Here is a 16,763-nt window from a genome sequence, read left to right on the forward strand (position 1 = left end):
CAGCCTGAATGCGGGGCAGGGGTCATGCTTCGGAAAAGCGCCGCCCGGTGCCAGCCGTCCGCCGCCGCGGCCGAGGCGGAAAAATCCTCCGGCATGCGGGGGCTCTCGAATGGCAACCGCCTGGAGAGCATGGCGTGTCGCGGTTCAGACCAGAACCCGCCCGCATCCGGGGAATGGACCAATAATCCGGATTATGTCGCCTTTGCGAACGCCATCTGCCCAAGGGGAACAAATCCCCGCACGGTCGGTTTCACCCATGCATCCGGAGACCAGGAGAGGACCGGACATGACACTGCCGCTGGCAAGGCTCCAGAGCAGAGAACGGCACCCTGCCGGTATTGCCGGCGACCACCATGATCCCGCGGCCCGGCCATGGCGCTAGAGGCCTATCGCAGGAAACGCGATTTCTCGGCCACGCCCGAGCCGCGCGGCGGGCGGCGGCGCAAAGGCGGCCATGCCTTCGTCATCCAGAAACATGCCGCGACCCGGTTGCATTACGATTTCCGCCTGGAACTGGACGGGGTGCTGAAAAGCTGGGCCGTCGCCCGGGGCCCCAGCCTGGTGCCCGGCGAAAAGCGCCTGGCCGTGCATGTCGAGGACCACCCGCTGGACTATGGCGATTTCGAGGGCACCATCCCCAAGGGCGAATATGGCGGCGGCACCGTCATCCTGTGGGACCGCGGCACCTGGACCCCCGAGGGCGATGCGCATCAGGCATATGCCAAGGGCCACCTGGAATTCACGCTGCACGGCGAAAAGCTGGGCGGGCGCTGGCATCTGGTCCGGATGCGCGGCAAACCGCGCGACAAGCGCGAGAACTGGCTGCTCATCAAGGGCGAGGACGATTTCGCCCGCGGCGAGGACGCGCCCGACATCCTCGCCGAGCGGCCGGAATCGGTCAAGACCGGCCGGCTGATTGCCGATGTCGCGGGCGAGGCGCCGGGATGGTCGTCGAAGACCGGCCGGATCCGCAGATCGGCGGGCCGGGCGACGAAACCGGCCGCATCGCCGCCCGATCCTCGCCCAAGCCCCGACCCGCCCGAGCCGGCACAGGTCAAGGGCGCCCGCAAGGCGGCGATGCCGGGCTTTGTCGAGCCGATGCTGGCCACGCTGGTTTCGGCCGCACCGACGGGCGCGCGCTGGCTGCACGAGATCAAGTTCGACGGCTACCGTCTGCAGGCCCGGCTCGAGGCGGGCCGGGTCAAGCTGCTGACCCGCAGCGGGCTGGACTGGACCGCGCGCTTCGGCAAGGCGGTGCCGGCGGCGCTGCGCGGCCTGCCGGTCGGGTCGGCCATCCTGGATGGCGAGATGGTGGTCGAAACCGCTGCCGGCGCCTCGGATTTCTCGGCGCTTCAGGCCGATCTCAGCGCCGGCCGCGACGACCGCTTCGCCTTCTACGCCTTCGACCTGATGTATCTGGACGGCTACGACCTGCGCGCCGTTCCGCTGGTCGAGCGCAAGGCGCTGCTGGCGCAGCTTCTCGGCCGCGGCGACGGCATCCTGCGCCTCAGCGATCATTTCCGGGAAAGCGGCGCCCTGGTCCTGCGCCATGCCTGCCGGCTGAGCCTCGAGGGGATCGTCTCGAAACTGGCCGACAGCCCCTATCGCACCGGGCGCGGCAAGGCCTGGGTCAAGTCGAAATGCTCGGCCCGGCAGGAATTCGTCATCGGCGGCTATGTGCCCTCGTCGGTATCGCGCAAGGCCATCGGCTCGCTGATCATGGGCGTTTACGAGGACGGCGCATTGCAGCATGTCGGCCGGGTCGGCACCGGGTTTTCCGGCGCCGTGGCCGAGGATCTGTTCCGCCGGCTGGAACGGCTGCGCATCCCCGAAAGCCCCTTCGCCGCCCGCCTGACGGCGGAGGAGGCGCGGCAGGCCCGCTTCGTCCGCCCCGAGCTGGTGGCCGAGGTCGAGTTCCGGGCCTGGACGGCCGACGGCCATCTGCGCCACGCCGCGTTCCGCGGCCTGCGCGAGGACAAGCCGGCGACCGAGATCGTGCGCGAAACCGCCAGACCCGCCGCCAAGCCCCCTGCCCCGCAGCGCCGCCGGGTGCGGCTGACCCATCCCGACCGGCTTTACTGGCCCGAGGACGGCGTCACCAAAGAGGGGCTCGCCGATTACTATGCCGAGGTCTGGCGCCAGATCGCGCCCTGGATCACCGGCCGGCCGCTGGCGCTGCTGCGCTGCCCGAACGGCATCGCCGGCGAGCGGTTCTTCCAGAAACACGCCTGGAAGGGCCTTGGCCGGCATATCGTCCAGGTGCAGGATCCCAGGGATCCCAAGGGCGAGCCGCTGATCGCCATCGAGGATCTGGACGGGCTGATGGGGCTGGTGCAATCCGCGGCGCTGGAGATCCACCCCTGGGGCTCGACCATCGCAGACTGGGAACGGCCGGACCTGATCACCATGGACCTCGACCCGGGCGAGGCGGTGGAATGGCCGGCGGTGGTGGCGGCCGCCCGCGAGCTGCGCCAGCGGCTGCAGGATCACGGGCTGGCCGGCTTCGTCAAGACCTCGGGCGGCAAGGGGCTGCATGTCGTGGCGCCGCTGCAGCCGCGGGCGGAATGGCCGGCGGTCAAGGCCTTCGCCAAGGCGATGGCCGATGCCATGGCGGCCGACGACCCCGACCGCTATGTCTCGACCATCAGCAAGGCCAAGCGGCGGGGCCGGATCCTGATCGACTATCTGCGCAACCAGCGCGGCGCCACCGCGGTTGCCGCCTATTCCACCCGCGCCCGGCCCGGCGCCGCCGTCTCGGCGCCGCTGCGCTGGGACGAACTGGAGGGTGGCATCGGCCCGGCCTGGTTCACCATCCGGAACATGCCGGCCCGGCTTGCCACGCTGGCGGCCGATCCCTGGGACGGCTTTCGCGCCGCCGCCGTCCCGCTGGAGGCGCCCGGCGCCCGGCGCGGCAAGGCCGGCTAGCGCCGCCGGCCCTTGCTTTCGGCGGCGATGCTGTTTTTCAGCGCGTCCATGATGTTGACGACATTGCCGGGCGCGGCGGGCTTCTCGGCCCTGGGCTTCGCGGCCCGTTTGCGGCCCCTGGTCTTGGCGGCGATGATCTCCAGCAGCTTGTCCTGCACCGGATCGGCGACCATGGCCGGATCCCAGGGGGCGCTGCGCTCCTCGATCAGCCGGGTGACCAGTTTCAGCAGCTTGGCATCGACCTTTTCCTGACCGATATCGTCGAAGTAATCCGCCTCGGGCCGCACCTCGTCGCCATAGCGCAGGGTCCAGAGCACGATGCCCCGGTCGCGCGGTTCCAGCATCACCGCCCGTTCCCGGCGATAGAGCACCAGCCGCGAGATGCCCACGGTGCCGGTCGAACGCATGGCGTCGCGGATCACGCAATAGGCTTCCTCGCCGATCGGGTCGTCGGGCGTCAGGTAATGCGGCTTGTCATACCAGGTCCAGCCGATCGAATCCGCCGGCACGAACATGTCGATGTCGATGGTGCGGGTGCTTTCCAGCGTCACCGAATCGATCTCGTCCTCCTCCAGGATGACGTGATCCGCCTCGCCGGTGGGATAGCCCTTGGCCTCGTCCTCCTCGGCCACCGGCTTGCCGGTTTCGGCATCGACATAGCGGCTGACAACGCGGTTGCCGGTTTGCGCGTTCAGGGTGTGGAACCGGACCTTCTCGCCCTCGCCGGTGGCCGGCATCATCGACACCGGGCAAGTGACCAGCGACAGTTTCAGATAGCCCTTCCAGAATGGCCGCGGCGCCATCAGCTCCGCCCCCCGGCCGGGGGCAGAGGCCCTGCCCCGGATCGCCTGCCGCCTGCATCGGCCATGCTCGTTTCCTTCCCTGCCGGACCCCGATGCAACCCAACCGCTGGCCGCGGGCAATGTTCCCCGCCAGCACCCGGGCCGGATCGGGCGCGGGTCGCCCGGGCCGGGTGTCAGCCGCTTTTGCGCTGCCGCGACGCGGGTTTCTTCCGGGCCGGGGTCTTCTTCGCCCCCAGCCCGGCGCTTTGGCGCAAGGCCTGCATCAGATCCACGACATTCTCGCGCCGGGCCGGCTTCCCGGGCTCGATGCGGCGGCCTTCGAGCTTGGCCTTGACCAGATCGGCCAGCGCCGCCTCGTAGCGGTCGTCGAAGGCGGTGACGTCAAAGGTGCCCATCTTGGTGGCGATGATATGCTTGGCCAGGTCCAGCATCTCGCCCTTGACCCTGGTGGCGGGGATATCGCTGAACGCCTCGCGCGCCGAGCGCACCTCGTAGTCGAAATTCAGCGTCGTCGCGATCATGCCCGGGCCATGCGCGCGGATCAGCACCGTGCGCACCCGCCGGAACAGCACCGCCCGGGCCAGGGCCGCCACCTTCTTGCGGCGCATCCCTTCGCGGATCAGGGCGAAGGCTTCCTCGGCCGTGGGGCTTGCCGGCCGCAGATAATACGGGCGGTCGAAATAGACATCGTCGATGTCCTGGCAGTCGATGAACTGCGCGACCGCCAGCGCCTTGTCGCTTTCCGGCACCGCGGCGGCGATCTCCTCGGGGTCGAGCATCACGTAATCGCCCTCGGCCAGCTCGTAGCCCTTGACCTGGTCGTCCCTGTCCACGGGCTTGCCGGTGTCGGCGTCGATGAACTGCCGCCGCACGCGATGGCCGGTGGCGCGGTTCAGGGTGTGAAAGGCAATCCGCTCCGAGGTCGAGGCCGCGGCATGCAGCGTCACCGGGCAGCTGACTTCCGCGATGGTCAGCAGGCCTTTCCAGATCGCCCTTGGGGCCATGGCGCGGGTTCCTTCACGCAAAACGGCGATGGTCGTCAACGCCGCGCTTCGGCCGGGGTTCCGCGGGGGCCGGCGCCGCGCCCGGCCGCTTGGCGTTCCAGCCGGTGCCGATCTGCCCGGCTTCCGCCCCGATCGCCCTGATCGCCTTGATCGCCTTCAGGCCGGGCTTCCGAAATTCCGGGCCGCCTGCAGGGCGGCGAAGCGGCATCCGGGGGCCGGAACTCCGCGGGACATGTCCCAATGGTCAGCTTCCCGCAACGCTCCGGCAAGGGCAAACTGCGGATGTCGGTGGTGGGTAGCCGGTTTCGTGGTGGTAATTGGTTCGTGGTGGCCCCGACTGGATCGGGCAGGTTGATGGCACAGCCTGCCCGATTGTCCCTGGCCGGGCAGCATAGGCGGCGCGGGGGCGAACCAGCCGGATCGGCAGGCCAGCCCGAACCACCCCGCAGAACAGCGGGAAACACCGCGCCTTCCGGCGGCGTCGCTCAGTCAGGGCGCCGGACGCCCCGCTGCTCGGCATCCAGCCTGGCGATCATCGCATCGAACAGGCGCTTGGCTTCATCCTCCGTCAGCGCCTCGTCCTTCTGTCCCTCAGTCGTCCGGTAATTCGGATCGTGAAGCTCGGGTACGAATTTTTGTCCCATCTCTCCCCCCATCTGACTGATCGGGGCAAGGGTAGCACGCCGGCAGCCAATGGCCGACTCCGGATCCGACATCGGCGGGTTTCAGCCAAAACCCGGCCGAGGCGCCGGATGCGCTCAATCCGATCGACGTGAGGCGTTCCCGGCGCTCCTTCGGGGGGACCGAGGGAACCGCTGCGCAAGCGCAGGGGGCTAAACCGGGCAAGCCCGCTGCCACCAGCCGCCAGTCGGGGCCGATGCGCACGGCGATCATGTCCTGTTCCACGCTCTCGCCCAGGCGGCGGTCTTCGGCATCTTGCCGCCTGGGCTGGGCGAGGCTTGCCATGATGGAGAATCCGCGGATGTCCGATGAACCCGCCGGCCTGTCCCGGCGTTTCCTGCTGACTGCAGCCGCCACCCTCGCCCGTCCCGCCAACGCCCGCGCAGGAGCCGCGATGCCGATCCGCCCGACCTGCGCCGATCAGGCCTTCACCGCGACGCCAAAGGACAATCCTGCCGCTGGGCCTGACCAGCAAGGATTGTTCCACCAACCAGAAGATCGCCCACCTGCCGCGCAAGCTGACCGGGGCAGGCAGCATCCGCTTCGGGAATGTGGCGCCGGGCGATCTGTGCTATTACGCCCCCTGTCGCCGGCCGCGCGGGCTGGGCCGGCTGGATGGCGGGCCTGCGCCCCTGCTGCTGCGCGTCGAAAGCCTTGCATGACGCGCGGACCCGCCAGCAAATGAATGCAGACAAAGGAGCATGACATGACCGTTCTCGCCTATGGCGCCCCCGCCGCCGATCAGCCGTTGTCGCGCATGGAGATCACCCGCCGCAGGCCCGGCCCGCATGACGTGCGGATCGAGATCCTGTATTGCGGCATCTGCCATTCCGACCTGCACCAGGTGCGCAGCGAATGGGCCGGCACGCATTATCCCTGCGTGCCGGGGCACGAGATCGTCGGCCGCGTCGCCGCCGTCGGCGAACATGTCCGCAGCCACAAGCCCGGCGATCTGGTCGGCGTCGGCTGCATCGTGGACAGCTGCCGGCGTTGCGCCGATTGCGACGAGGGGCTGGAAAACTACTGCGACGGCATGGTCGGCACCTATAACGGCCCGACCGCCGACGCGCCCGGCCACACGCTGGGCGGCTATTCCCAAGCGGTCGTGGTGCACGAGCGCTATGTGCTGAAGATCACCCATCCCGAGAATCAGCTTGCCGCCGTGGCGCCGCTGCTCTGCGCCGGGATCACCACATATTCGCCGCTGCGCCATTGGGGCGCCGGGCCGGGCAAGAAGGTCGGCGTCGTGGGCATCGGCGGCCTTGGGCATATGGGGGTGAAGCTCGCCCATGCCATGGGCGCGCATGTCGTGGCCTTCACCACCTCGGAAAGCAAGCGCGCCGATGCCCTGGCGCTTGGCGCCGATGAGGTGGTGGTCTCGCGCAACCCCGACGAGATGGCGGCGCATGGCAAAAGTTTCGACTTCATCCTGAACACCGTGGCCGCGCCGCATGACCTCGATGCCTTCCTGGCGCTGCTGAAGCGCGACGGCACCATGGCGCTGGTCGGGGCGCCGGCGACGCCGCATCCTTCGCCCAACGTGTTCAACCTGATCATGCGCCGCCGCAGCCTGGCCGGCTCGATGATCGGCGGCATCCCCGAGACCCAGGAAATGCTGGATTTCTGCGCCAAGCACGGCATCGTGGCCGATATCGAGATGATCCGCGCCGATCAGATCGAACCCGCCTATGAACGGATGCTGAAGGGCGATGTGAAATACCGCTTCGTCATGGACATCGCCACCATGGGCAACTGAAGGAAGCCGCAGATGAAGATCACCCGCGCAGGGCAGACGCCCTCGACCGCCGGGCCGGCCGACTGGTTCACCGGCCGCGTCCGCATCGACCCGCTGTTCGCGGCCGAGGCGCCCGGCCGCGCCGTCGGCGCCCATGTCACCTTCGAGCCGGGCGCGCGCACGGCCTGGCACACCCATCCCGCCGGCCAGACCCTGATCGTCACCTTCGGCCGCGGCCGCGTCCAGCGCCAGGGCGGCCCTGTCGAGGAGATCCGCCAGGGCGACGTGGTCTGGTTCCCCGCCGGCGAAAAGCACTGGCACGGCGCCGCGCCCGACACCGCGATGAGCCATATCGCCATCCAGGAAACCATCGACGGATCGGCCGTCACCTGGATGGAACAGGTCTCGGATGCGGATTACGCCGGCTGACGGGTGTCTGGGCCGGTGACGCGGTCCGGCAACCGCGGCGCTACAGGGCCGAGAGCTGTTCCAGGTCGGCGGCCAGTTGCGCCAGCGCCTCGGCATCCAGCGCGATGGCGACCAGCCGGTTCATGACCATGCCCTCGGGCAGATCGGCCGGTTCCAGCGTCAGCGCGCCCCCGGCCAGTTGCAGCAGGTGCGGGCCGTCCGAGCCGGGCAGCAGCACATAGCCCTTGAGCCGGTGGACGGCGCGGCGGTGCCGGTCGATGATCGTGGCAAGCTGGCCGCGAGCCGGCGGGGCACATGCGATGGTGCGGCTGGTGAACAGGCGGCCATGGTCGCGATCCGCGGCAAGGCCGGCAAAAGCGGCCAGGCTGCGGCGGTCATGGCGCGCCGCCAGTGCCGCAAGAAAGCCGTCGTCCGGCGCCAGATGCTGGCTGGCCAGCGGGTTGAGCCGCGCCACCAGCCTGGCGGCGTGGCGCAAGGCCGGGCGGCCGGCGATATCGGCGCGCGACAGGAAGACCGCATCGGCGCCGCGGATCTGGCTTTCCGCCACCCTGCCGATCCGGGGATCGGCCAGCCGCTCGGCCAGGCTTTGCGGATCGACCACCGCCACCACCGCCCGGCAGTCCAGCTCGGGCTCGGCCAGGGCGAAGCTGGCCAGCCGCCGCGGCTCGGCGACGCCGCTGGCCTCGATGACCAGCCGGTCCACCCGGTCGCGCAGGCTCAGCGCCCGCTCGAAGGCATCGAACAGCCCGCCGCCCATCGAGCAGCAGATGCAGCCGTTGCTGAGCTGGATCGTGTCGGCCGAGCGGCCGGCGATCAGCGCCGCATCGACCGCGATGTCGCCGAAATCGTTGACCATGACCAAGATGCGCTCGCCCTGCCGGTCCAGCAGCCGGTTCAGCAGCGTGGTCTTGCCCGCGCCCAGATAGCCGCAAAGCAGGTTGACCGGCAGCGGCGCGGCCATGGTCAGAACGATCCGGCCGCGACCGGGGTGCCGCCGAAGACGGTGCCCCAGACCCGGACCTCGCGCAGCCGCTCGGGGCCAAGGGCGTGCGGATCGTCCTCGAGCACGGCGAAATCCGCGCGCTTGCCGACCTCGACCGAGCCCAGCTCGGCGTCGAGCTTCAGCGTATGGGCCGCGCCCAGGGTGATGGCGTAAAGCGCCGCGTCCAGCGGGATGCGCTCGGACGTGCCAAGCTGCCGGCCGCTGTCGGTCAGCCGGTTGACCGCGCACCAGGCGGTGACCAGCGGCGCCAGCGGCGTGATCGGCGCGTCGGAATGGATGGCCAGCGGAATGCCCATCTCCAGCGCGCTGGCGCAGGGGTTCATGCGGCAGGCGCGCTCGGGGCCGATGGTGACCTCGTAATGCTTGTCGCCGAAGTAATACAGGTGATTGGCGAACAGGTTCACGCAGCATTGCAGCGCGGCGATGCGGCGCAGCTGGGCGCGGTCGGCCATCTGGCAATGTTGCAGGACATGGCGATGGTCGGGGCGGAAATGCCCGGCAAGCGCCGCTTCCAGCGCCTCGATGGCGGCCAGGCTGGCGCCGTCGCCGTTGACATGGATATGCATCTGGATGCCCTGCCGGTTCAGGTCGTCCACCAGCAGGTTCAGCGCCTCGGGGGCGATGTTCCAGATGCCGTTGTCGATGCCGCGATGATAGCCCGGCGCGCTTAGCTGCGCGGTGAAGCCCTGGATCGAGCCGTCGGTGACGATCTTCACCCCGCCCAGCCGCACCCGGTCGGTGGACTGCGCCCGCAGCTCCTTGGCGCGCGCGCCCACCGCCTCGGGCGGCAGCGCCATGGCCGAGAGCATCGGCACCAGCCGCAGCGGATAGCCGGCCTCGGCCGTGGTGGCGAACAGGTCGGCCAGCACCTCGTCGCCCAGCTCGTTCAGCAGGTCGGTCGAGGTCGTCACCCCCGCCCGGCAGGCCGAGCGCGCGAAGTTCCAGATCGCCTCGGGATCGCCGCCCATGGCGCGGAAGCTGGCGCCGACCCGGCGCATGACCGGGAACATGGCGCCCATCTCGTGCAGCTCGCCATGCAGCCCGCCGTCCTCGGTGTGGATGACGCCGGGGACGTCGGTGTGCTCGTCATAGCCGGCCAGGTCCAGCGCCACGCTGTTGGCGGTCAGCAGGTGCATGTTGGAATGCAGCACCACCACCGGCCGGGTGGTCGAGACCCGGTCGAGATCCAGCCGCGACAGCCGGTCGCCCGGCACGAACAGCGGATCGAAACCCCAGCCGACGACAGGCCCGTCGCCCAGTTCCGCGGCGCGGTCGCGCAGGCGTTCGACCAGCGCATGGGTGCTGGTGACACCCTGCCACAGCCGGCCGTCCGGGGCCACGCGGTCGTAATGGCCCAGATAGGTGAAGCGCCAGACCGAACCCTCCATCATATGGGCGTGGCCCTCGACGAAGCCGGGCATCAGCACTTTGTCCGCGAAACGGTCGTCATGATGCAGATCGCCCCGGCCCTGCATCTCCTCGGGGCCGCCGACGGCAAGGATGCGCCCGTCATGGGACACCATCACATGCGTCGCCTCGGGCCGCGACGGGTCCATGGTGATGATGCGGCGTGCTGAAAAAACGGTCGGGATCATGCAATTTCTCCGTCGGATGCGGCGTCGCGGGCAGATTAGCCGTGACAAACATCCTGCGTGAAATGCATAGTTGCGCGGGATTTCCGCTATTTTCCTGAGGGACGGATGCATTACACCCTGAAGCACCTGCGCTATATCGAGGCGGCCGAGCGCCACCAGTCGATCACCGCCGCGGCCGAGGGGTTGGCGGTCTCGCCCTCGTCCATCGCCGCGGCCATCGACCATATCGAGGCGCAGTTGGGCCAGCCGCTTTTTGCCCGCGTCCCGTCGCGCGGCATCGCGGCCACCAGCTTCGGGCGCAAGATCATCGACGAGATCCGGCTGCTGCTGGCGGCGCAGGCGCGCTTCGACGGCAAGATCGCCGATCTTGAGCAGCGCATCGACGGCACCGCCCGCATCGCCTGCTTCACGCCGCTGGCGCCGATCCTGCTGCCCACGATCCTGTGCGAGGTGCGCGAGCGCTATCCGAACCTGATGATCGAGGTGATGGAGGGCAACTGGGAGGAGGTGGTCCGCGCCGTCGATACGGGCGATGCCGATTTCGCGTTCTGCTACGGGCTGATCAATGAGCTGGTCTATCGCTTCCTGCCGCTTTTCGTCGGCCATCCCCATGCCGCGCTGCCGGCGACGCATCCGCTGGCCAGCGGCCGCTTCGTCACGCTGGAACAGCTGGCGCCCGAGCCGCTGGTGGTGCTGGATCTGGAACTGTCGCGGCGCTACCTGATGGACCTGTTCGCGACGCGCGGGCTCAAGCCGAACGTGGTCTATTCGGCGCGCTCGACCGACATGATGCGGGCGCTGATCGCCGCCGGCATGTGCTATGGCATCTTCAACATCCGCCCGATGAGCAAGCAGACCTATGCCCGCGGCGATCTGGTGCGACTGCCGCTGGCCGGCGAGCACGACGCGCCGCGCGCCGGGGTGCTGACCCGGCGCGACGTGAAGCTGACCCCGGTTTGCGAAGCGATCATCGCCACCTGCGAGATGCAGGCGATGCGCGGCGAATTCGACCGCGCCTTCGTGCGGCCCTATCTTCCACAGGATTTCTGAGGAATTCTGGCGCAAAAATGCATTTGCCGAAAAGCCCCCCCATGCCCGATCTCTAGGACGCAGCGTCAACGCCCAGAATTTGTCGCGCATCCAACACGGAGAACCAGATGACCCTTCCCCCCGCCTTCTCGCGTCGTTTCCTGCTGGCCGGTGCAGTCGCGCTGACCGCCTTGGCCACCGCTCCCGCGCTTTCCGCCCAAGAGGCGCAAAAGGGCGGGACACTGGTGCTGGCGTCCGTGCACAAGCCGCGCCACCTGAACTCGGCCGTGCAGTCGGGGGTCGCGACCGCCGTGCCGGCGGCGCAGATCTTCGCCACGCTGCTGCGCTATGGCGAGGATTTCACCCCGCAGCCCTACCTGGCCGAAAGCTGGGCGTTCAGCGACGACAGCAAGGTGCTGACCCTGAAGCTGCGCCAGGGCGCGACCTTCCACGACGGCTCGCCGATCACCGCCGAGGACGTGATCTGGTCGCTGGGCGTGGTCAAGGACAACCACCCGTTCTCCAGCATGCTCGCGCCGGTCGAGGCCTTCGAGGCGCCCGATCCGCAGACCGTGGTCATCCGCATGACGCAGCCGCATCCGGCGATCCTGCTGGTGCTGTCCGCCTCGTTGACGCCGATCCTGCCCAAGCACGTCTTCGACGACGGCCAGGACATCAAGTCGAACCCCAAGAACAACCTGCCCATCGGCTCGGGCCCGTTCAAGGTGACCGCCTTCGAACCGGGCCAGCACATCATCCTGGAACGCTATGACGGCTTCTTCCTGGAAGGAAAGCCCTATCTGGACCGCATCGTGATCCGGCAGTACCAGGACGCCAATTCGGGCGTGCTGGCGCTGGAATCGGGCGAGGCGCAGATGTTCCCGCTGCTCGACGGCACCCGCCTGATCCGGCGGCTGGAGAAATCCGGCAACCTGACCGTGACCGACAAGGGCTATGCCGGCATCGGCCCGCTGAACTGGCTGGCCTTCAACACCAAGCATCCGGCGCTGTCGGACCTGCGGGTCCGCCAGGCCATCGCCTATGCCATCGACCGCGATTTCGTCACCAAGGCGCTGCATTCGGGCCTGTCCAAGCCCGCGATCGAGCCGGTGGTGCAGGGCAGCCCTTTCTATACCGAGGATGTCGAGCGCTACGACTTCGATCTTGACAAGTCCAAGGCGCTGCTGGCCGAGGCGGGCTATGGCGAGGGCGGGAAAAAGCTGGAACTGCGCATCGACTACATGCCCGACATCGAGGAACAGCAGCGCGCCGTCGCCGAATATGTCAAGGCGGCGCTGGCCAAGGTCGGGATCGCGGTCACCGTGCGCTCCGCGCCCGACTTCCCGACCTGGTCGCAGCGCGTGTCGTCCTATGACTTCGACATGACCATGGACCAGGTCTTCAACTGGGGCGACCCGGTGATCGGGGTGAACCGGACCTATCTGTGCTCGAACATCCGCCAGGGGATCATCTGGTCCAACACCCAGCAATATTGCAACGAAGAGGTGGACAAGCTGATGAACGCCGCCGGGGTCGAGCCGGACTTGGCCAAGCGCCAGCAGCTTTACGCCCAGGCCTTCAAGCAGATCACCACCGACATCCCGATCCATTTCATCAACGAAGTGCCCTATCACACGGTCTATTCGCAGGCCGTGCAGAACCCGCCCGTCTCGATCTGGGGCACGATGGGGCCGATGGATGAGGTCTGGCTGAAGCAGTAACCGGCGGAGGCAATCCCGATGTTTCGACGTATCCTGCGGCAGCTGCTTTATGCGGCTGCCCTGATCCTCGCTGTCCTTGTCCTGAACTTCCTGCTGATCCAGCTTGCCCCCGGCGACCCGGCCGAGGTCATCGCCGGCGAGATGGGCGGCGCCAGCGCCGAGGTCATGGCCGCGATCCGCCAGCAATACGGCCTCGACAAGCCGCTGCTGACCCAGCTGGGGCTGTATCTGGGCCGCGCGCTGCAGGGCGACCTGGGCATGTCCTATTTCTACAACCGCCCGGTGGTCGATCTGATCCTGTCGCGGCTGGGACCGACCATGCTCTTGGTGGCGACCGCGCTGGGTTTCGCGCTGGTCGTCGGCACGCGGCTGGGGATGCTCGCCTCGCGCAATCCGCGGGGCATCGCCTCGGCGGTGGTCACGGTGCTGTCGCTGGTCGGCTATTCGGCGCCGGTGTTCTGGACCGGGCTGATGCTGGTGATCCTGTTCGGCGCCACCATCCCGCTGTTCCCCATCGCCGGCATGATCGACGTGGTGAAACAGGGCGGCTTCCTGAGCCGGGTGCTGGACATCGCCCACCATCTGGTGCTGCCGGCGCTGACGCTGGGGCTGGTCTATCTGGCGCAATACAGCCGGCTGACCCGCGCCTCGATGCTCGAGGTGCTGGGCGCCGACTACATCCGCACCGCCCGCGCCAAGGGCGTCAGCGAGCGGCAGGTCTTCGGCCGCCACGCCTTCCGCAACGCGCTGCTGCCCGTCGTGACCGTCGCGGGCATGCAGTTCGGCGCCATCATCTCGGGCGCGGTGCTGGTCGAGACGGTGTTCAGCTGGCCGGGCCTTGGCACGCTGGCCTTCCAGTCGATCCTGGCGCGCGACTATCCGACCGTGCTGGGCATCCTGTTCTTCTCCACCCTGATCGTCATCATCGCGAACCTGCTGACCGACTTCGTGTCGCGCCTGCTGGACCCGCGCCTTGCCGGAGGACGCTGAGACATGACCGCGCCCGCCAGAACCACGGTTCCAGCCGCCCGCGGTCCCATGGCCGAAGCCTGGGACATCTTCCGCCGCAGCCCCTCGGCCATGCTGGGCCTGGCGCTGCTGATCCTGGTCATGGCAATGACCTTCGCCGGACCCCATCTCTACCCGGTCGATCCGTTCGAGATCGTCTGGGCGCCGCTGACGCCGCCCGGCGAGGAGGCGACCATTCCGCTGGGCACCGACAACCTGGGCCGCGACATCCTGGCCGGGCTGATCGCGGGCGGCAGCGCCACGCTGGCCGTGGGCTTCGCCGCAGCGCTGATCACCATGCTGATCGGGGTGGTGATCGGCGCCTATGCCGGCTTCTACGGCGGCATCGTCGACGACATGCTGATGCGCGTCACCGAATTCTTCCAGGTGCTGCCGCCGCTGCTGTTCGCCATGGTCGTGGTGACGCTGTTCCAGCCGACGCTGGTCAACGTGGCGCTGGCCATCGGCATCGTCAGCTGGCCGCAGACCGCGCGCCTGACCCGGTCCGAGTTCCGCCGCATCCGCACGCTGGAATATGTCAGCGCCATGCGCGCCATCGGCGCCGGCGACGGCAACATCATCTGGCGCGTCATCCTGCCCAACGCCCTGCCGCCGCTGATCGTCTCGGCCACGCTGACCATCGGCATGGCGATCCTGTTCGAGGCCGGGCTCAGCTTCCTGGGCCTGTCGGACCCGAACGTCATGTCCTGGGGGCTGATGATCGGCTCGGGCCGGGAATACCTGCTGGACGCCTGGTGGGTGGTGACGCTGCCCGGGGCGATGATCTTCCTGACCGTGCTGGGCGTCAGCCTGGTCGGCGACGGGCTGAACGACGCCTTCAACCCCCGGATGAGGGAGCGCTGAGCCATGGTGACCGAACCCGTTCTGGACATCCGCAATCTCAAGGTCGATTTCGCCACCCGTCGCGGCGTGGCCCATGTGCTGGACGACGTGTCCTTCAGCGTCGCCCCGGGCGAGCTTCTGGCCATCGTCGGCGAATCCGGCTGCGGCAAAAGCATGACCGCGCTGTCGGTGCTGGGCCTGATCCCCTCGCCCCCGGGCAAGGTGGTCGGCGGCAGCATCCTGTTCCAGGGCCGCGACCTGACCAAGCTGCGCCAGTCCGAGCTGCGCAGGATCCGCGGCGGCGACATCGCCATGATCTTCCAAGAGCCGATGACCTCGCTCAATCCGGTCTTCACCTGCGGCGAGCAGATCGCCGAGGCGGTGCGCCTGCACCAGAAGGTCAGCCCGAAGGCCGCCTTCGCCCGCGCCGTCGACATGCTGCGCGCCGTCGGCATCCCCGAGCCGGAACTGCGCGCCCGCGCCTATCCGCACCAGCTTTCCGGCGGGATGCGCCAGCGGGTGATGATCGCCATGGCGCTGTCCTGCGAGCCGAAGCTGTTGATCGCGGACGAGCCGACGACGGCGCTGGACGTGACCGTGCAGGCGCAGATCTTCGGCCTGCTGGACGAGTTGCGGCAAAAGACCGGCACCGCCATCATCCTGATCACCCATGACATGGGCGCGGTGGCGGAAATGGCCGACAAGGTGGCGGTCATGTATGCCGGCCGCATCATCGAACGCGGCCCGGCCGATGCGGTGCTGGACAATCCCGGCCATCCCTATACCCGCGGCCTGCTGGCCAGCATCCCGCGCGTCGATGCCGACCCGGATGCCGATCTGCCGGAAATCCCCGGCATCGTGCCGGCGCTGACCGATTTGGGCCGCGGTTGCGCCTTCGCGCCGCGCTGCCCGCTGGCCGTCGAGACCTGCCGCGCCGCCCAGCCCCGCCATATCGCCCTGTCCGGCGCGCATTCGGCCGCCTGCATCCAGCTTGAACCCCGCGAGGTCCCGGCATGACCCAGCTTCTTTCCGTCCGCGACCTCAAGGTGCATTTCCCCACCGCGAACGGCGGCACCGTCCATGCGGTCGATGGCGTCGATTTCGGCATCCAGCGCGGCCAGACGCTGGGCATCGTCGGCGAATCCGGCTCGGGCAAGACCACCACGGCGCTGGCGGTGATGCGCCTTGCCCCGATCACCGGCGGCACGATCGACCTGGACGGCACGCCCATCAGCCGCATCGAGGGCGAGGAGCTGCGCCGCGCCCGGCCGCGCTTCCAGATGGTGTTCCAGGACCCGTTCTCGTCGCTGAACCCGCGTGAACGGGTGGGGCGGATCATCCGCCAGCCCATGGACCTGCTGGGCCTGGGCGAGCCCGCGGGCCGCGACGCGCGGGTCGAGGAATTGCTGACCCAGGTCGGCTTGCGCCCCGAGCTGAAGTCGCTTTACCCGCACCAGTTTTCCGGCGGGCAGCGGCAGCGCATCGGCTTGGCGCGGGCCTTGGCGACCAAGCCCGACCTGATCGTCTTCGACGAGCCGGTCTCGGCGCTGGACGTGGCGGTGCAGGCGCAGGTCCTGAACCTGATCCGCCGCCTGCAGCGCGAGACCGGGCTGACCTATCTGTTCATCAGCCACGACCTGGGCGTCGTGCGCCACATCTGCGACGAGATCGCGGTGATGTATCTGGGCCAGATCGTGGAAAAGGCGCCGGCAGCGCAGATCTTCGCCGCGCCACGCCATCCCTATACCCAGGCGCTGATCGCCGCGGCGCCTTCGCTGGCGCCCGAACATCGGCGGCGCGGCGGCGGCGCGCGGCTGCAGGGCGACCCGCCCAGCCCGGTCAACCTGCCGAAAGGCTGCCGCTTCGCCTCGCGCTGCCCGATCGCGGTCGAGGATTGCCGCCAGCGGATGCCGGCCCTGCGCCAGCTTGGCCCCGGACAGGCGGTCGCCTGCCACCTGGCCTAGGTCGCAGGCAAAGCTGGCAGCGG

Annotated in this window: 15 protein-coding genes; 10 read left to right on the forward strand and 5 right to left on the reverse strand. The window is 68.7% G+C overall.

Features of this window, described 5'->3' with window-relative positions; translation table 11 throughout:
- The first annotated feature begins 372 nt into the window (after positions 1-372).
- Positions 373-2,925, forward strand: a complete 2,553-nt coding sequence (gene ligD / locus ACFOMP_RS11915) for a DNA ligase D (protein ID WP_379030782.1) — start codon at positions 373-375, stop codon at positions 2,923-2,925.
- Here the strand turns inward: ligD and ku (ACFOMP_RS11920) are convergent.
- The 3 genes from ku (ACFOMP_RS11920) to ACFOMP_RS11930 form a co-directional block, all read right to left on the reverse strand.
- Positions 2,922-3,728: a non-homologous end joining protein Ku gene (gene ku, locus ACFOMP_RS11920; protein WP_379030785.1), complete on the reverse strand. Its 807-nt coding sequence runs from the start codon at positions 3,726-3,728 to the stop codon at positions 2,922-2,924. The two genes, ligD and ku (ACFOMP_RS11920), sit on opposite strands and share 4 nt — an antisense overlap.
- 173 nt (positions 3,729-3,901) lie before the next feature.
- Positions 3,902-4,732 (reverse strand): non-homologous end joining protein Ku, encoded by an 831-nt coding sequence (gene ku / locus ACFOMP_RS11925; RefSeq protein WP_379030788.1) that lies wholly within the window; start codon positions 4,730-4,732, stop codon positions 3,902-3,904.
- A 485-nt stretch (positions 4,733-5,217) separates the two neighbouring features.
- On the reverse strand, positions 5,218-5,376 hold the full coding sequence (locus tag ACFOMP_RS11930) for a hypothetical protein (RefSeq protein WP_379030791.1): 159 nt from the start codon (positions 5,374-5,376) through the stop codon (positions 5,218-5,220).
- Between the two features lie 501 nt (positions 5,377-5,877).
- Between ACFOMP_RS11930 and ACFOMP_RS11935 the strand changes: the two genes are divergently transcribed.
- From ACFOMP_RS11935 to ACFOMP_RS11945, 3 genes are read left to right on the forward strand one after another with little or no spacing between them, the layout of a single operon-like run.
- Positions 5,878-6,075, forward strand: coding sequence for a cyclophilin-like fold protein (locus tag ACFOMP_RS11935; RefSeq protein ID WP_379030907.1), 198 nt, complete (start codon positions 5,878-5,880; stop codon positions 6,073-6,075).
- Positions 6,076-6,119: 44 nt separating this feature from the next.
- Positions 6,120-7,169 (forward strand): NAD(P)-dependent alcohol dehydrogenase, encoded by a 1,050-nt coding sequence (locus tag ACFOMP_RS11940; protein WP_379030794.1) that lies wholly within the window; start codon positions 6,120-6,122, stop codon positions 7,167-7,169.
- Between the two features lie 12 nt (positions 7,170-7,181).
- The gene (locus tag ACFOMP_RS11945) at positions 7,182-7,577 is read left to right on the forward strand and encodes a (R)-mandelonitrile lyase (RefSeq protein WP_379030797.1); all 396 of its coding nucleotides are present in this window, start codon (positions 7,182-7,184) and stop codon (positions 7,575-7,577) included.
- Positions 7,578-7,617: 40 nt separating this feature from the next.
- On the opposite strand, the gene ACFOMP_RS11950 is transcribed toward ACFOMP_RS11945, so the two are convergent.
- On the reverse strand, positions 7,618-8,538 hold the full coding sequence (locus ACFOMP_RS11950; RefSeq protein WP_379030800.1) for a CobW family GTP-binding protein: 921 nt from the start codon (positions 8,536-8,538) through the stop codon (positions 7,618-7,620).
- Between the two features lie 2 nt (positions 8,539-8,540).
- A complete protein-coding gene (locus ACFOMP_RS11955) occupies positions 8,541-10,175 on the reverse strand; it encodes an amidohydrolase (protein ID WP_379030803.1) in 1,635 nt (544 codons plus the stop codon).
- Positions 10,176-10,280: 105 nt separating this feature from the next.
- On the opposite strand from ACFOMP_RS11955, the gene ACFOMP_RS11960 reads away from it, so the two are divergent.
- The 6 genes from ACFOMP_RS11960 (at position 10,281) to ACFOMP_RS11985 (ending at position 16,740) form a co-directional block, all read left to right on the forward strand.
- Positions 10,281-11,225, forward strand: coding sequence for a LysR family transcriptional regulator (locus ACFOMP_RS11960; protein ID WP_289896796.1), 945 nt, complete (start codon positions 10,281-10,283; stop codon positions 11,223-11,225).
- A 107-nt stretch (positions 11,226-11,332) separates the two neighbouring features.
- Positions 11,333-12,925 carry an ABC transporter substrate-binding protein gene (locus tag ACFOMP_RS11965; RefSeq protein ID WP_379030806.1) on the forward strand — a complete coding sequence of 531 codons (1,593 nt, stop codon included), beginning with the start codon at positions 11,333-11,335 and terminating at the stop codon, positions 12,923-12,925.
- Between the two features lie 18 nt (positions 12,926-12,943).
- On the forward strand, positions 12,944-13,915 hold the full coding sequence (locus ACFOMP_RS11970; protein WP_379030809.1) for an ABC transporter permease: 972 nt from the start codon (positions 12,944-12,946) through the stop codon (positions 13,913-13,915).
- Positions 13,916-13,963: 48 nt separating this feature from the next.
- The gene (locus ACFOMP_RS11975) at positions 13,964-14,797 is read left to right on the forward strand and encodes an ABC transporter permease (protein ID WP_289896921.1); all 834 of its coding nucleotides are present in this window, start codon (positions 13,964-13,966) and stop codon (positions 14,795-14,797) included.
- A 3-nt stretch (positions 14,798-14,800) separates the two neighbouring features.
- Positions 14,801-15,793: an ABC transporter ATP-binding protein gene (locus tag ACFOMP_RS11980; protein WP_379030812.1), complete on the forward strand. Its 993-nt coding sequence runs from the start codon at positions 14,801-14,803 to the stop codon at positions 15,791-15,793.
- Positions 15,790-16,740, forward strand: a complete 951-nt coding sequence (locus ACFOMP_RS11985) for an ABC transporter ATP-binding protein (protein WP_379030815.1) — start codon at positions 15,790-15,792, stop codon at positions 16,738-16,740. The genes ACFOMP_RS11980 and ACFOMP_RS11985 overlap by 4 nt, the downstream gene beginning before the upstream one ends.
- Positions 16,741-16,763: the final 23 nt, after the last annotated feature.

The organism is Paracoccus simplex, assembly GCF_042648325.1.
In the GTDB taxonomy this organism is placed as follows: domain Bacteria; phylum Pseudomonadota; class Alphaproteobacteria; order Rhodobacterales; family Rhodobacteraceae; genus Paracoccus; species Paracoccus simplex.

Excerpts from the sequence above, each read along its gene's own strand:
- ACFOMP_RS11985 (WP_379030815.1), top strand. The coding sequence starts at position 15,790 with ATGACCCAGCTTCTTTCCGTCCGCGACCTCAAGGTGCATTTCCCCACC.
- ligD (WP_379030782.1), top strand. The coding sequence starts at position 373 with ATGGCGCTAGAGGCCTATCGCAGGAAACGCGATTTCTCGGCCACGCCC.
- ACFOMP_RS11960 (WP_289896796.1), top strand. The coding sequence starts at position 10,281 with ATGCATTACACCCTGAAGCACCTGCGCTATATCGAGGCGGCCGAGCGC.
- ku (WP_379030788.1), bottom strand. The coding sequence starts at position 4,732 with ATGGCCCCAAGGGCGATCTGGAAAGGCCTGCTGACCATCGCGGAAGTC.
- ACFOMP_RS11940 (WP_379030794.1), top strand. The coding sequence starts at position 6,120 with ATGACCGTTCTCGCCTATGGCGCCCCCGCCGCCGATCAGCCGTTGTCG.
- ACFOMP_RS11930 (WP_379030791.1), bottom strand. The coding sequence starts at position 5,376 with ATGGGACAAAAATTCGTACCCGAGCTTCACGATCCGAATTACCGGACG.
- ACFOMP_RS11945 (WP_379030797.1), top strand. The coding sequence starts at position 7,182 with ATGAAGATCACCCGCGCAGGGCAGACGCCCTCGACCGCCGGGCCGGCC.
- ACFOMP_RS11980 (WP_379030812.1), top strand. The coding sequence starts at position 14,801 with ATGGTGACCGAACCCGTTCTGGACATCCGCAATCTCAAGGTCGATTTC.
- ACFOMP_RS11975 (WP_289896921.1), top strand. The coding sequence starts at position 13,964 with ATGGCCGAAGCCTGGGACATCTTCCGCCGCAGCCCCTCGGCCATGCTG.
- ACFOMP_RS11970 (WP_379030809.1), top strand. The coding sequence starts at position 12,944 with ATGTTTCGACGTATCCTGCGGCAGCTGCTTTATGCGGCTGCCCTGATC.
- ku (WP_379030785.1), bottom strand. The coding sequence starts at position 3,728 with ATGGCGCCGCGGCCATTCTGGAAGGGCTATCTGAAACTGTCGCTGGTC.
- ACFOMP_RS11965 (WP_379030806.1), top strand. The coding sequence starts at position 11,333 with ATGACCCTTCCCCCCGCCTTCTCGCGTCGTTTCCTGCTGGCCGGTGCA.
- ACFOMP_RS11955 (WP_379030803.1), bottom strand. The coding sequence starts at position 10,175 with ATGATCCCGACCGTTTTTTCAGCACGCCGCATCATCACCATGGACCCG.
- ACFOMP_RS11950 (WP_379030800.1), bottom strand. The coding sequence starts at position 8,538 with ATGGCCGCGCCGCTGCCGGTCAACCTGCTTTGCGGCTATCTGGGCGCG.